The organism is Pseudomonas sp. UBA6753 (assembly GCF_002453565.1).
In the GTDB taxonomy this organism is placed as follows: Bacteria; Pseudomonadota; Gammaproteobacteria; order Pseudomonadales; family Pseudomonadaceae; genus Aquipseudomonas; species Aquipseudomonas putida_Z.
Genome location: NZ_DKHD01000032.1, coordinates 414,021 through 427,884, shown reverse-complemented (window position 1 = coordinate 427,884; position 13,864 = coordinate 414,021). Strand labels below are relative to the sequence as shown.

Below are 13,864 nucleotides of genomic sequence, written 5' to 3'. Positions count from 1 at the left end.
TACAGGGCTTTGCCCAAGGTCGCAGGTTTGAAGGTCAGATCCAGCCACGCAGGGCGGCGATGGCGATGGCGGCGGCCTTGTTGGCGGCGTTGGTCTTGGTGATGACACTGCGGATATGGAAGTTTACCGTGCTTTGCGACAGTGACAGGATGCAGGCAACGTCGGCGGCGGTCTTGCCGGCGGCCGACCATTTCAGCACTTCCAGTTCCCGATCGCTCAACTTCGGCTGCGGCGGGCATAGTGCAGTGAGGTGATGTGCGCTGATCACCTCATGCAGTTTGTGACTCAGCCACTGCACACTGCCGGCCTTTCTGTAGAGTTCGACAATACTGATGGGCTTGGTGGACCTGGCCACGCTTATCTGGCTTTCGTTGTGCTGCTGGTCGTGCAATGACTGCGTCCAGCCATGGCGCAAACCGCTCTGGCAGGCAGCTTCACGAAATTGCGGAGCCTCGCGATACAGGTCATCGGTCCATAGCACAGGCATGGTGGATTTGTGGCTCAAATCGGCAGCCGGGTCCTGCTTGTACAGGTCTTCGCGCTGGTAGCGCTCGATCCATTCACTGGGGTAGTTGCTGTACAGGAACAGGTGGGGTGTTTGCGTAGCGATCTGGATGCGAATGTTCAGCCCCACGTACTCCATGCCCAGATCCTGCGCCATATGCACGGCCATGCCGAACAACTTCTGTGGGCAGCGTTCGGCGTCGAACGCACAAAGATACTCGGTTTTCCAGTGGCGCATCTGAAATACTCCTTGTGCCTCAGGTCCAGTCCGTTTGGGTGCCCGCATGATTGTAGGAAAAGACCTACCAATGTGCTGAGATTTTTTTGTTATAGCGGTCAGGATACGATGCGACTTCGGCAGGATCGCCGCAGATGAGGCCCTACAAAGCAGTGGTTTTTATCCGCGCCACTTTGCGCGACACTGTGCGCACGCCAAACCTGGAGCCCGATATGACCGCTAGCGCCGAAAAGTTCACCCGCCAGACCCTGCTCGATGTTCAGCCACTCACGCCGAACCTCTTCAGCCTGCGGGTTACGCGCGATGCGGGGTTCCGCTTCCGTTCCGGCCAGTTTGCCCGCCTTGGCGTGACCAAGGCCGATGGCAGCGTGGTGTGGCGCGCCTATTCCATGGTCAGCGCGCCCCATGACGAACACCTCGACTTCTTCTCCATCGTGGTGCCCGGTGGGGAATTCACCAGCGAGCTGAGCCGACTGGGGGCAGGCGATACCCTGCTGATCGACCGCCAGGCCTTCGGCTTCCTTACCCTCGACCGCTTCGTTGGTGGCCGCGACTTGTGGTTGCTGGCGACCGGTACTGGCATTGCGCCGTTCATGTCGATCCTGCAGGACTTCGAGGCCTGGGAGCGTTTCGACAACATCAAGCTGGTGTACTCGGTGCGCGAAGCGAAAGAGCTGGCCTATGTGGATGAGATCGCTGGGCTGGAGCAGCGCGATTACCTGGCCGAATTCGCCGGCAAGTTGCAGTTCATTCCGGTGGTGACCCGTGAACCGCACCCGGGGGCGTTGAACCAGCGTATTACCACGCTGATCGAGAATGGCGGGCTGGAGAAGGCGGCGGGGCTGGAGCTGTCGCCGGAACATTCGCGGGTGATGCTGTGTGGCAACCCGGAGATGATTGATGAAACGCGCAAGGTACTGAAGGCGCGCGACCTGCAATTGAGCCTGAGCAAGCGGCCGGGGCAGGTGGCTGTGGAGAACTACTGGTAGGGCCGTTGGGGCCGTTGTGGGAGCGGGCGTGCCCGCGAACACCGGCGGAGCCGGTGCCATCCACCGCGTTGGATTCTTCGCGGGCATGCCCGCTCCCACAGCGTTCCCTATACAGCCTCAGGGCAAGCGGTTCTGATTCTGCGCCTTGAGCAAGTCGCGGATCTCGGTCAGCAAGGTTTCTTCTGCAGTCGGCACAGGCGGTGCAGTCGGCGCCACGGCCTCTTCACGCTTGAGCTGGTTGATCGCCTTCACCCCCATAAAGATGGCAAAGGCCACGATCAGGAAGTCGATCACGGTCTGGATGAACTTGCCATACGCCAGCACCACGGCCGGAATGTCACCTTCGGCAGCCTTCAGAGTAATTGCCAGGTCGCTGAAGTCCACGCCACCGATCAACAGGCCCAGTGGCGGCATGACCACGTCACCGACGAAAGACGAGACGATCTTGCCGAAGGCCGCGCCGATGATGATACCAACCGCCATGTCGACGACATTGCCTTTGACCGCGAAGGCCTTGAATTCACTGATCATGCCCATGTTTGGTTCCTTGTAACAAAAGGTAAGGTTTACGCAGTGTAAGCCACTCAAACGCTTCATGCGTTGTGCTCAGGGCCACAGACTGCTGTTAGAACGAATAGTTTTGTCGCATCCCGAGGCGTTCGAGGCACGTCCGGCTCGGCTATCATGGCGGTTTTTTTCCAGGAGACCCCAGCCATGGCCAAGGCCAAGCGCTTGTATGGCTGCACCGAGTGCGGTGCGACCTTCCCCAAATGGGCCGGCCAGTGTGGCGAATGCGGCGCCTGGAACACCTTGGTCGAGACCATGATCGAAAGCGGCGGCGCCGCTGCGCCCAGTAGCGGCCGTGCCGGCTGGACCGGGCAGCAGGCGCAGATCAAGACCCTGGCCGAAGTCAGCGTCGAGGAAATCCCGCGCTTCACCACCAGCAGCACCGAACTGGACCGCGTGCTGGGCGGTGGCCTGGTGGATGGCTCGGTGGTGTTGATCGGTGGTGACCCCGGCATCGGCAAGTCGACCATCCTGCTGCAGACCTTGTGCAACATTGCCGTGGGCATGCCGGCGCTGTATGTCACCGGCGAGGAGTCGCAGCAGCAGGTGGCCATGCGCTCCCGGCGCCTGGGCCTGCCCCAGGACCAGCTCAAGGTGATGACCGAAACCTGCATCGAGACCATCATCGCCACGGCCCGCGTCGAGAAACCGCGGGTCATGGTGATCGACTCGATCCAGACCATTTTCACCGAGCAGTTGCAATCGGCACCCGGCGGCGTGGCCCAGGTGCGCGAAAGCACGGCGTTGCTGGTGCGCTACGCCAAGCAGAGCGGCACGGCGATCTTCCTGGTCGGCCACGTGACCAAGGAAGGCTCGCTGGCCGGCCCGCGGGTACTCGAGCACATGGTGGACACCGTGCTGTATTTCGAGGGCGAGTCCGATGGCCGCCTGCGCCTGCTGCGGGCGGTGAAGAACCGCTTTGGCGCGGTCAACGAGCTGGGTGTGTTCGGCATGACCGATCGTGGCCTGAAGGAGGTGTCCAACCCCTCGGCGATCTTCCTCAACCGCACCCAGGAGGAAGTACCGGGCAGCGTGGTGATGGCGACCTGGGAGGGCACCCGGCCGATGCTGGTGGAGGTGCAGGCGCTGGTCGACGACAGCCACCTGGCCAACCCGCGCCGGGTGACCCTGGGCCTGGACCAGAACCGCCTGGCCATGTTGCTGGCAGTGCTGCACCGCCACGGCGGTATTCCCACCCATGACCAGGATGTGTTCCTCAATGTGGTGGGCGGGGTGAAGGTGCTGGAAACCGCCTCGGACCTGGCGCTGCTGGCGGCGGTGATGTCCAGCCTGCGCAACCGGCCCCTGGCCCATGGCCTGCTGGTGTTTGGCGAGATCGGCCTGTCGGGCGAGGTGCGGCCGGTGCCCAGTGGCCAGGAGCGTTTGAAGGAAGCCGCCAAGCATGGTTTCAAGCGGGCCATCGTGCCCAAGGGCAATGCGCCGAAAGAGGCTCCGGCAGGGTTGCAGGTGATTGCCGTTACCCGGCTGGAGCAGGCCCTGGATGCGCTGTTCGAATAATTCGTGGCCTGTACCGGCCTCTTCGCGGGCACGCCCGCTCCCACAGGATCACCTCGGTCTCCGAAGCTTGTGCAGTCCCTGTGGGAGCGGGCGCGCCCGCGAAGAGGCCGGTACAGGTAAATGAAAAAGGGGCCGACGATGCGCGTCGGCCCCCCACCTCACCGCTCAGTCAGCGGTCAATGCTCGGCAACCGCACTGCGCCTGACCGTTTCATTGCCATGCTCGTCCAGTTCCAGCATCGGCACTTCATTACCCTCGGCATCGAACAGCTTGCCATCCTTGAAGTAGTCGCCATCACGCAGCGCTGAAATGTCCGAGTACTGGATGGTGCGCTCGTACGCGGCGGCAAACACCGACTGCTGGTCCGAGTTGCCGGCGGTGAAGTGGTTGAAGATCAGGTTCAGCAGAATGGCCATGATCGCCGCCGAGCTGATGCCCGAGTGGAAGATGGTCTCGAACCAGTTCGGGAAGTGGTGGTAGAAGGTCGGTGCGGCAATCGGGATCATGCCGAAGCCCAGCGAGGCGGCGACGATGATCAGGTTGACGTTGTTCTTGTAGCTGACCTTGGACAGGGTGCGGATACCGCTGGCCGCCACGGTGCCGAACAGCACGATGCCCGCGCCACCCAGTACCGGAGTCGGGACCGCGGCAATCACCCGGCCCATGATCGGCAGCAGGCCGAGCACCACCAGGATCACGCCACCGGTGGCCACCACGTAGCGGCTCTTGACCCCGGTCACGGCTACCAGGCCGACGTTCTGAGCGAACGCGCTCTGGGTGAACGAGCCGAAGACCGGCGCCAGGATGCTCGATGCCATGTCGGCGCGCAGGCCGTTGCCAAGGCGCTTGGAGTCGACCTTGGTGTCGATGATCTCACCCACGGCGAGGATGTCGGCCGAGGTCTCCACCAGGGTCACCATGATCACGATGCACATCGACAGGATCGCGGCGATGTGGAATTCCGGCATGCCGAAATGGAACGGCGTGGGGAAGGCGAACATTGGGCCTTCAGTGACCTTGCTGAAGTCAGCCATGCCCAGCGCCCAGGCGATCAGCGTGCCGACCACCATGGCCAGCAGGATCGACAGGCGCGAGATCGCCGCGCTGCCCAGTTTGCTCAGCAGCAGCACGATGGCGAAGGTCAGGGCCGCCAGGCCGATGTTGGCCACGCTGCCGAATTCCGGCGAGGCGCTGTTGCCACCCATCACCCAGCGAGCGGCCACGGGCATCAGGGTCAGGCCGATGGTGGTGATGACGATGCCGGTGACCAGCGGCGGGAAGAACTTGGTAATGCGCGAGAACACCGGGGTGATCAGAAAGCCGATCAGCGACGCTGCCATGACCGCCCCGAGCACGCCCGGCAGGCCGCCGCCGCCCTCGCTGCTGAGGATCGCACCCATGGTTGCCACGCCGGCGAACGAAACGCCCTGCACCAGCGGCAACTGGCAGCCGAAGAACGGCAGGCCGAGGGTCTGCAGCAGGGTGGCCAGGCCACCGGCAAACAACGAAGCGGCGATCAGCATGCCGATTTCGGCACCGTTCAGGCCCGCGGCCTGCCCCAGGATCAGGGGTACCGCGACGATCCCCCCGTACATGGTCAGCACATGCTGCAGACCATAGGCCAGGTTGGCACCAAGGCCTAGGTTTTCATCCTCGGGGCGCTTGGCGGGAGACGTGCTAGGGGACGTAGTCATGGAGCAGGCTCTCTGTTTATTGTTGTGGTGCTACTGTAGACACTTCCTACAAATGATTGCCACAAGAATTGTATACAATATTTTGATCGGAGCGCGCACAAGAGTGCCCGCAAGGTGTGCGAGAACCCAATGCAGAAGGCGTACCAACTTGTCAGATGCTGTGCTAGAGGGGTGTGTACAAAACGCTGCTACCCAGGCTTAAAGCTGTCTGGGTAGACAGGAAACACAAGGCGGGGAGGCCATTAGCTAGCTAAGAGATTTCATTATTCGATGAGTTCGCGCAGCTCACGCATCATTTCGGTGCTGTCGGCCACGTTCAATTCCACAAGACGGTGCAGATGGGTCATCGACTCGACGTCGATGTACAGGCAGATGAAGCCCAGGCGGTCCGTCTCCTCATGACGCAGTTCAACCTGCATCTGTACCCGTGCATCGGGGGCCAGGTGAATGATGGCATCGAAATCCTGGGTCAGGTCGGCATCCCAATTTGCCGGGCGTTCGATCAGCAAACCTTTGAGTGAAAGGTCCAGCAGCTTGGCAGGCCAGCGTTGCACGCCCTGGCGCAGCTCGATGGGGGCGTCGAAGTCGATGCGCTGGAAACGGCGGCGTTCGTCGTGATCGCTCATGGGGTAGATCCTCGCGTAGGTCCTCAGGTGTCATCCTGACTATAGTTAGAGTGGTATGTACATCAGGTACCGCAATCTCGCCGCAGAGGCTCTAGACCAAAGCAAGTGTGGCAATGCGCGATGACTCGCCCTAGACTCGATGGGCGGTCTTTTCCAATCCACCAGCTGGAAGCAAACCATGAACAACAATAATAGCCTGCTACGCCACATTCCGTGGCTGGCGCTGGCAGTCATAGGAGCCTGTGCGCTGGGTGTGGTTGCCCTGCGTCGCGGCGAGGCGATCAATGCCTTGTGGATCGTGGTCGCGGCAGTGGCCATCTACCTGGTCGCCTATCGCTACTACAGCCTGTTCATCGCCACCAAGGTGATGCAGCTCGACCCACGCCGTGCCACCCCGGCGGTGCTCAACAACGACGGCCTGGACTACGTCCCGACCAACAAACACATCCTCTTCGGCCACCACTTCGCCGCCATCGCTGGCGCAGGGCCCCTGGTCGGCCCGGTGCTCGCCGCGCAGATGGGCTACCTGCCCGGCACGCTGTGGCTGATCGCCGGCGTGGTGCTGGCTGGCGCGGTGCAGGACTTCATGGTCCTGTTCCTGTCCACCCGCCGCAACGGCCGTTCGCTGGGCGACATGGTACGTGAGGAAATGGGCCGCATTCCGGGCACCATCGCCCTGTTCGGTTGCTTCCTGATCATGATCATCATCCTCGCGGTGCTGGCACTGATCGTGGTCAAGGCCCTGGCCGAAAGCCCGTGGGGCATGTTCACGGTGATGGCGACCATCCCGATCGCGATGTTCATGGGCATCTACATGCGCTACATCCGCCCGGGCCATATCGGTGAGATCTCGGTCATCGGCGTGGTGCTGCTGCTGGCTTCGATCTGGCTGGGGGGCCAGATTGCCGCGGACCCGACCTGGGGCCCGGCGTTCACCTTCACCGGCGTGCAGATCACCTGGATGCTTGTGGGTTATGGCTTCGTCGCCGCGGTACTGCCGGTATGGCTGGTACTTGCGCCACGTGACTATCTTTCGACCTTCCTCAAGATCGGCACCATCGTCGGCCTGGCCATCGGTATCCTGATCATCGCGCCCGAGTTGAAGATGCCGGCGCTGACCCAGTTCACCGACGGCACCGGCCCTGTGTGGAAAGGCACCCTGTTCCCGTTCCTGTTCATCACCATTGCCTGTGGCGCGGTGTCCGGCTTCCACGCGCTGATTTCCTCGGGGACCACGCCAAAGCTGCTGGACAACGAAACCAACGCCCGCTACATCGGCTACGGCGGCATGCTGATGGAATCGTTCGTTGCCATCATGGCCATGGTCGCCGCCTCGGTGATCGAGCCAGGCGTGTACTTCGCCATGAACAGCCCGGCCGCGGTGGTCGGTGCCGATGTGGCGTCGGTTGCGCAAACGGTGAGCAGCTGGGGCTTCCTGATCACCCCTGAGCAGCTCGAGGCCACCGCCCGCGACATTGGCGAGCACACCGTGCTGGCCCGTGCTGGTGGTGCGCCGACACTCGCCGTGGGTATCGCGCAGATCCTGCACCAGGTGCTGCCAGGTGAAAATACCATGGCCTTCTGGTACCACTTCGCGATCCTGTTCGAGGCGCTGTTCATCCTCACCGCAGTGGACGCCGGCACCCGTGCCGGGCGCTTCATGCTGCAGGACCTGCTGGGCAGCTTCGTACCGGCGCTCAAGCGCACCGAGTCGTGGACTGCCAACCTGATCGGTACTGCCGGCTGCGTGGCCCTGTGGGGCTACCTGCTGTACCAGGGCGTGATCGACCCGCTGGGTGGCATCAACACCCTGTGGCCGCTGTTCGGCATCTCCAACCAGATGCTGGCCGGTATCGCCCTGATGCTCGGCACCGTGGTGCTGATCAAGATGAAGCGCCAGCGCTACGTCTGGGTCACCCTGCTACCGGCCGTGTGGCTGCTGATCTGCACCACCACCGCAGGCCTGATCAAGCTGTTCGACCCGAACCCGGCAGTCGGCTTCCTGGCCCTGGCCAAGAAGTACAGCACCGCACTGGACGCCGGCCAGGTACTGGCCCCGGCCAAGGACATCGGGCAGATGCAGCACGTGATCTTCAACGCCTACACCAACGCCGGCCTGACTGTGCTGTTCCTGGTGGTGGTGTTCAGCGTGCTGTTCTTCGCTGTAAAGGTCGGCTTCGCCGCCCTCGGCCGCAAGGAGCGCACCGACAAGGAAACCCCGTTCCAGGCCCTGCCTGACGCTTGAGAGGACTGCTGCGATGTTCAACGACCTGGGTCGACTGGGTAAATACCTGGGGCAGGCAGCCCGCCTGATGGTCGGCATGCCCGACTACGACAACTACGTCGAGCACATGCAGACCAAGCACCCGGACAAGCCGGTCATGACGTACGAGGAGTTCTTCCGCGAACGCCAGGAAGCGCGTTATGGCGGCAAGTCCGGGCCCAAGTGCTGTTGAGCCACAAGCGTTAACCTGTCCCGGCCTCATCGCCGNNTTCGCAAAGTTGATTACCCCTGCCCCGGCCTCATCGCCGGCAAGCCGGCTCCCACAGGTACTCCACAGGCCTCAAGGTCTGTGCGGTATCTGTGGGAGCTGGCTTGCCGGCGATGAGGCCAGTGTTTTTTCCGCACAGGAGATGTTCTGCGTGCAGACGCCTATTCCCGTAACCGTACTCACTGGCTTCCTCGGTGCCGGCAAGACCACCTTGCTCAAGCACATGCTCAAGGCCGAGCACGGCCTGAAGATCGCCGTTATAGAGAACGAATTCAGCGAGGCCGGCATCGACAGCCAGCTGCTCGGCGACGAGCCAGTGCAGGTGATGACTTTGGCCAATGGCTGCGTGTGCTGCAGCATCCATGGCGACCTGACCCGCGCCTTGTACCTGCTGCTCGAACGCCTGGATGCCGGCGAGATCGCCTTCGACCGCCTGGTAATCGAATGCACCGGCCTGGCCGACCCGGCGCCGGTGGCCCAAACCTTCTTCATCGACGAGGAACTGCGTGAGCGCTATATCCTCGACGGCATCATCACCCTGGTCGATACCGCCCACGCCGAACTGCACCTGACCCAGACCATCGCCCAGGCCCAGGTCGGCTTTGCCGATCGCCTGCTGCTGAGCAAGACCGACCTGGTCGAGCCCGCTGCGGTAGAGGCCTTGCGCGAGCGCCTGGCCCGCATCAATGGGCGGGCTGCGATCCGCGTGGTCGAGCATGGTCGCATCGACCTGGCCGAGCTGCTGGATGTACGTGGTTTCAACCTAAACCCCGACCTGGGCGCGAACTTGAAGCCAGCACTACGCCCGCTGCTCAAGCCCGCTACCCCGGATCGGATCTCCACCTTGGTGCTGCGCACGGAAAGCGCGCTGGACATAGACCGGCTCAGCGACTTCATGAACGAACTGCTGGAAACCCACGGCAAGCAACTGCTGCGCTACAAGGGCGTACTGAATATTGCCGGTGAATCGCGCAAGCTGGTGTTCCAGGGCGTGCTCAAACTCTATGGCTTCGACTGGGACGCCGAGTGGGCCGAGGGTGAAACCCGCGAGAGCGTGATGGTGTTCATCGCCGACGAACTGCCCGAGGCTACGATTCGGGCTGGGTTCGAGGCGCTGGCTGCGAGCTGAACTGACGCGGCGTCTGGGCCTGGAACCACTGCGGCCAAGAACTACGGTGGCGTGTCTCGAGCTCGATGCACGGGATCAGGCGCTCGGTCAGCAGCTCCGTCTGCCGCATCGCCTTGGCGGTGCGGTACTTGACGCTGTGGATGCATTCGCGGTCGCCGAACTCGCAGCGGTTGAGCGCGGTGCCGCCGCAGGGGCCGTTGGCCAGGCCCTTGGGGCAGGTTTCCGGGCAGATGTACAGGGTGTCTTCCAGGCGGCAGCGGCCGCAGGTGTCGCAGCCTACCAGCGGGCGTTTCACCGCGTGTTCCACCTTGTGCAGCACCTGCGCGCCAAGCCGGGTAGCCCACATCGGCTGGCGCACCGCCCAGCCAAACGCCTTGCTCAGGCCATTGCGACGGCTGAACAGCAGCGAGTGCATGCCATGCATCAGGTGATAGCGCGCTTTCTCCTTGAACGAGGCATCGACCCGTGACTCGCCCTGGCACCAGCTAGCCTGCGGCGGATGGAAGCTGACTGCCGGCAGGCCGGGCATCTGCCAGCTGGCCTGCCAGGCCGGCGCCCATTGTTCCAGTGTGTGGATTTGCGCCTGCCAGTGCTCGATGCGTGCCTCCAGGGCCAGCAGTTGCTTGAGTTCGTGAACCCCCGACAGATGCACGCCGGCGTAGCCCATCAGTTTCACGCCGATGATCTGCAAGGCCAGGCGGTCGACGCTGCGCGCCAAGGCAAAGGCCTTGGACTTCGCCGCTTCCGCTTCCAGCATGTCGCGCATGGACGGCGTGACGGTCACGCCGGCCACATGCTCGAGCATCGTCGCACGCCCGTGGGTGAGGCTCATCAGGCAGGCCAGCATCGGCCTGGGCGCGGCCTGGCGGCTCATCCAGTGCATCGCTTCCTGGTGTTTGCCGGCATCGAAACCCAGTTGCAGGGTGAGGAAATCGGCGCCTGCCGCCAGTTTTTTCTCGGCCTTGAAGTATTGGGCGCCGCCTTCTTCCTCGCAGTACTTGAACGGGTTGAGCGCCGCGCCAAGCAGCCAGTGCGGGCAGGCCTGGCGGGCGATCTGCAGGGCTGCGACCGATTCCAGGTAGCGTACCGGGCGCTGGCCGGGCTGGTGGCCCGGCAGGCGGTCGCCGGTGAGCAGCAACAGTTGGTCGAGGCCGGCGGCATCCATGCGTTGCATTTGGGCAAGCAGGTGGTGGCGTTCGCGGTCCTTGCCAGAGAAGTGCGGCAGGGCGGGTACCGGGTTGCTGAACGAGGCGAGGGCGTCCAGTGGCGACATGTCCAGCGGGCTACCGACGCGGTCGCCGATGGCCACGGTCATCGGCCAGCCGCACAGGTGCGCACGGGCCAGGATGGCGTCCATGGCGGCGAAGCGTTCTGCGGAGGGCTTGGGGACGAACTCCATGACGCAGACGAAGGTGTTTTCGCGCAGCGCGGTTTTCAGCAGGCTCATGGGGCCGGGTACCTGGTTTGGTCAGGGTGGCATTGTGCGGCAGAAGGCGGGTGGGGTCATGTCCGGATGCGCAGGGTGGTGCTCTGAATGAGACATCCGGGGTTTGCCTGTGCCGGCCTCTTCGCGGGCGCGCCCGCTCCCACAGGTAATGCATGAACCTTGAAGCATGTGGGAACCCTGTGGGAGCGGGCATGCCCGCGAAGGGGCCAGTGCAGGCAGTACAAAATCATCAACATGAGAAAACCTTGAGTTCATCTCAAATTTAATGAGTTTGTCTCAAGATGCCGGTGCCCGGAAAATCCCCCTCATTCATTTATGCATGCTGAGGGACAAGACATGGCACTGGCACACAACCTGGGCTTTCCACGTATCGGCCGCGATCGCGAGCTGAAAAAGGCCCAGGAAGCCTTCTGGAAGGGTGAACTCGACGAAGCCGGCCTGCGCGCCGTCGGTCGCGAGTTGCGTGCCCGCCACTGGCAGGTGCAGAAAGACGCCGGCATCGAACTGCTGCCGGTCGGCGACTTCGCCTGGTACGACCAGGTGCTCACCCACTCGCTGACCTTCGGCGTGATCCCGCAGCGTTTCCGCAGCCACGACGCTGCCAGGCCAACCCTGCAAACCCTGTTCGCCATGGCCCGTGGCGCCGTGGGTGACAGCTGCTGCGGCGGCGCGCACGCCCAGGAAATGACCAAGTGGTTCGATACCAACTACCACTACCTGGTCCCAGAATTCACCGCCGACCAGCAGTTCGCCCTGAGCTGGGAGCAACTGTTCGAAGAAGTGGCAGAAGCCCAGGCCCTGGGCCACGCGGTCAAACCGGTGGTGATCGGCCCGCTGACCTACCTGTGGCTGGGCAAGGCCAAGGGTGGCGATTTCGACAAGCTGGAGCTGCTCGATCGCCTGCTGCCGCTGTATGACCAGATCCTCAACCGCCTGGCTGCCCAAGGCGTGGAATGGGTGCAGATCGATGAGCCGATCCTGGCCCTGGACCTGCCTCAGGACTGGAAGAATGGCTACGAGCGCGTCTACAACATCCTTCAGCGGGCGCCACTGAAGAAGCTGATCGCCACCTACTTCGGCGGCCTGGAAGACAACCTGGGCCTGGCCGCCAACCTGCCGGTCGATGGCCTGCACATCGACCTGGTACGTGCGCCCGAGCAGTACCCGACCATCCTCGACCGCCTGCCGGCCTACAAGGTGCTGTCGCTGGGCCTGGTCAACGGCCGCAACGTCTGGCGCTGCGACCTGGAAAAGGCGCTGGAGGTACTGCGCCATGCCCATGAGCGCCTGGGTGAGCGGCTGTGGGTGGCGCCATCCTGCTCGCTGCTGCACAGCCCGGTGGACCTGGACCGTGAAGACCAGCTTGATGCCGAACTGCACAGCTGGCTTGCCTTCGCCGTGCAGAAGTGCCAGGAAGTAGCGCTGCTGGCCAAGGCCATCAATGCCCCACAAGCCGACGACGTGGCCGCCGCATTGGCCCAGAGCCAGGCCGTGCAGGCCAGCCGCGCCGCTTCGCCGCGTATTCACAAGCCGGCCGTGCAGGCCCGCCTGGCGGCCATCAAGCCCGCTGATAGCCAGCGTCAGTCGGCGTTTGCCCAACGTATCGCCAAGCAGCGTGCGGGGCTCGACCTGCCGGCGTTCCCGACCACCACCATCGGTTCGTTCCCGCAGACCTCGGCGATTCGCCTGGCACGCCAGGCCTACAGGCAGGGCAAGCTGACCGAGGCCGATTACGTCGAGGCCATGCACAGCGAGATCCGCCATGCGGTGAAAATCCAGGAGGACCTGGGCCTGGATGTGCTGGTGCACGGCGAGGCTGAGCGCAACGACATGGTCGAGTACTTCGCCGAGCAGATCGATGGCTATGTGTTCACCCGCTTTGGCTGGGTTCAGAGCTATGGTTCGCGCTGCGTGAAGCCTGCGGTGATCGTTGGCGACCTGAGCCGGCCGAAGGCCATGACCGTGGAATGGATAAAGTACGCCCAGGGCCTGACCAGCAAGGTGATGAAGGGCATGCTGACCGGCCCGGTGACCATGCTGATGTGGTCGTTCCCGCGTGAAGACGTGAGCCGCGAAGTGCAGGCGCGCCAGCTGGCGCTGGCGATCCGCGACGAAGTGGTCGACCTGGAAGCGGCGGGTATCAGGATCGTGCAGATCGACGAAGCGGCCTTCCGTGAAGGCTTGCCGCTGCGCCACGGCGCCTGGGCCCATTACCTGGAGTGGGCCACCGAGGCCTTCCGCCTGTGTGCCTCGGGGGTGCGTGACGAAACCCAGATCCACACCCACATGTGCTACAGCGAGTTCAACGACGTGATCGAGTCGATCGCGGCGATGGATGCCGACGTGATCACCATCGAGACCTCGCGCTCGGACATGGAGCTGCTGGCGGCGTTCGAGCGGTTCGCCTACCCCAACGAGATCGGCCCGGGTGTGTATGACATTCACTCGCCACGGGTGCCCACCCGTGAGGAAATGGTCAAGCTGCTGCGCAAGGCTGCCCGGCGTATCCCGGCCGAGCGCCTGTGGGTCAACCCGGATTGCGGGCTGAAGACCCGTGGCTGGCCAGAGACCGAGGCAGCGCTGGTGAACATGGTCGCAGCTGCCCGCGAGCTGCGTGCCACTGCCTGATTTTTCGCTGCCTTTACCGGCCTCTTCGCGGG

11 protein-coding genes are annotated in these 13,864 nt (G+C 63.3%); 6 read left to right on the top strand and 5 right to left on the bottom strand.

What is annotated here, in order from left to right; genetic code table 11:
* Positions 1 to 34: 34 nt before the first annotated feature.
* A complete protein-coding gene (locus B2790_RS13670; protein ID WP_286918990.1) occupies positions 35 to 742 on the bottom strand; it encodes an autoinducer binding domain-containing protein in 708 nt (235 codons plus the stop codon).
* A gap of 212 nt (positions 743 to 954) precedes the next feature.
* Here B2790_RS13670 and B2790_RS13665 point away from each other — a divergent pair, with 212 nt between their 5' ends.
* Positions 955 to 1,731, top strand: a complete 777-nt coding sequence (locus B2790_RS13665; protein ID WP_286100569.1) for a ferredoxin--NADP reductase — start codon at positions 955 to 957, stop codon at positions 1,729 to 1,731.
* Between the two features lie 117 nt (positions 1,732 to 1,848).
* Here the strand turns inward: B2790_RS13665 and mscL are convergent, their stop codons facing one another.
* Positions 1,849 to 2,268 carry a large-conductance mechanosensitive channel protein MscL gene (gene mscL, locus B2790_RS13660; protein ID WP_137162411.1) on the bottom strand — a complete coding sequence of 140 codons (420 nt, stop codon included), beginning with the start codon at positions 2,266 to 2,268 and terminating at the stop codon, positions 1,849 to 1,851.
* 177 nt (positions 2,269 to 2,445) lie between these two features.
* Here mscL and radA point away from each other — a divergent pair, with 177 nt between their 5' ends.
* Positions 2,446 to 3,816, top strand: coding sequence for a DNA repair protein RadA (gene radA / locus B2790_RS13655; protein ID WP_003251626.1), 1,371 nt, complete (start codon positions 2,446 to 2,448; stop codon positions 3,814 to 3,816).
* 176 nt (positions 3,817 to 3,992) lie between these two features.
* On the opposite strand, the gene B2790_RS13650 is transcribed toward radA, so the two are convergent.
* Together B2790_RS13650 and B2790_RS13645 are read right to left on the bottom strand one after the other, a co-directional pair.
* Positions 3,993 to 5,510, bottom strand: a complete 1,518-nt coding sequence (locus B2790_RS13650) for a nucleobase:cation symporter-2 family protein (protein WP_286918989.1) — start codon at positions 5,508 to 5,510, stop codon at positions 3,993 to 3,995.
* Positions 5,511 to 5,773: 263 nt separating this feature from the next.
* Positions 5,774 to 6,136, bottom strand: a complete 363-nt coding sequence (locus tag B2790_RS13645) for a PilZ domain-containing protein (protein WP_286918988.1) — start codon at positions 6,134 to 6,136, stop codon at positions 5,774 to 5,776.
* Between the two features lie 178 nt (positions 6,137 to 6,314).
* Between B2790_RS13645 and B2790_RS13640 the strand changes: the two genes are divergently transcribed.
* The 3 genes from B2790_RS13640 to yjiA all read left to right on the top strand — a co-directional run bounded on the left by B2790_RS13640 (position 6,315) and on the right by yjiA (position 9,757).
* Positions 6,315 to 8,381: a carbon starvation CstA family protein gene (locus tag B2790_RS13640; RefSeq protein ID WP_024087740.1), complete on the top strand. Its 2,067-nt coding sequence runs from the start codon at positions 6,315 to 6,317 to the stop codon at positions 8,379 to 8,381.
* 13 nt (positions 8,382 to 8,394) lie between these two features.
* On the top strand, positions 8,395 to 8,592 hold the full coding sequence (locus B2790_RS13635; RefSeq protein ID WP_013974210.1) for a YbdD/YjiX family protein: 198 nt from the start codon (positions 8,395 to 8,397) through the stop codon (positions 8,590 to 8,592).
* Positions 8,593 to 8,779: 187 nt separating this feature from the next.
* The gene (yjiA, locus tag B2790_RS13630) at positions 8,780 to 9,757 is read left to right on the top strand and encodes a GTPase (protein WP_108479963.1); all 978 of its coding nucleotides are present in this window, start codon (positions 8,780 to 8,782) and stop codon (positions 9,755 to 9,757) included.
* Here yjiA and B2790_RS13625 read toward each other — a convergent pair.
* Entirely contained in the window at positions 9,717 to 11,204 is a 1,488-nt protein-coding gene (locus B2790_RS13625) for a methylenetetrahydrofolate reductase C-terminal domain-containing protein (RefSeq protein ID WP_286918987.1), read from the bottom strand. The two genes, yjiA and B2790_RS13625, sit on opposite strands and share 41 nt — an antisense overlap.
* Before the next feature lie 336 nt (positions 11,205 to 11,540).
* On the opposite strand from B2790_RS13625, the gene metE reads away from it, so the two are divergent.
* Complete coding sequence (gene metE, locus B2790_RS13620) at positions 11,541 to 13,832, top strand: 5-methyltetrahydropteroyltriglutamate--homocysteine S-methyltransferase (RefSeq protein ID WP_286918986.1); 2,292 nt, start codon at positions 11,541 to 11,543, stop codon at positions 13,830 to 13,832.
* The last annotated feature ends 32 nt before the right edge of the window (positions 13,833 to 13,864 follow it).

Excerpts from the sequence above, each read along its gene's own strand:
- B2790_RS13650 (WP_286918989.1), bottom strand. The coding sequence starts at position 5,510 with ATGACTACGTCCCCTAGCACGTCTCCCGCCAAGCGCCCCGAGGATGAA.
- B2790_RS13670 (WP_286918990.1), bottom strand. The coding sequence starts at position 742 with ATGCGCCACTGGAAAACCGAGTATCTTTGTGCGTTCGACGCCGAACGC.
- B2790_RS13645 (WP_286918988.1), bottom strand. The coding sequence starts at position 6,136 with ATGAGCGATCACGACGAACGCCGCCGTTTCCAGCGCATCGACTTCGAC.
- B2790_RS13625 (WP_286918987.1), bottom strand. The coding sequence starts at position 11,204 with ATGAGCCTGCTGAAAACCGCGCTGCGCGAAAACACCTTCGTCTGCGTC.
- B2790_RS13640 (WP_024087740.1), top strand. The coding sequence starts at position 6,315 with ATGAACAACAATAATAGCCTGCTACGCCACATTCCGTGGCTGGCGCTG.
- B2790_RS13665 (WP_286100569.1), top strand. The coding sequence starts at position 955 with ATGACCGCTAGCGCCGAAAAGTTCACCCGCCAGACCCTGCTCGATGTT.
- radA (WP_003251626.1), top strand. The coding sequence starts at position 2,446 with ATGGCCAAGGCCAAGCGCTTGTATGGCTGCACCGAGTGCGGTGCGACC.
- metE (WP_286918986.1), top strand. The coding sequence starts at position 11,541 with ATGGCACTGGCACACAACCTGGGCTTTCCACGTATCGGCCGCGATCGC.
- B2790_RS13635 (WP_013974210.1), top strand. The coding sequence starts at position 8,395 with ATGTTCAACGACCTGGGTCGACTGGGTAAATACCTGGGGCAGGCAGCC.
- mscL (WP_137162411.1), bottom strand. The coding sequence starts at position 2,268 with ATGGGCATGATCAGTGAATTCAAGGCCTTCGCGGTCAAAGGCAATGTC.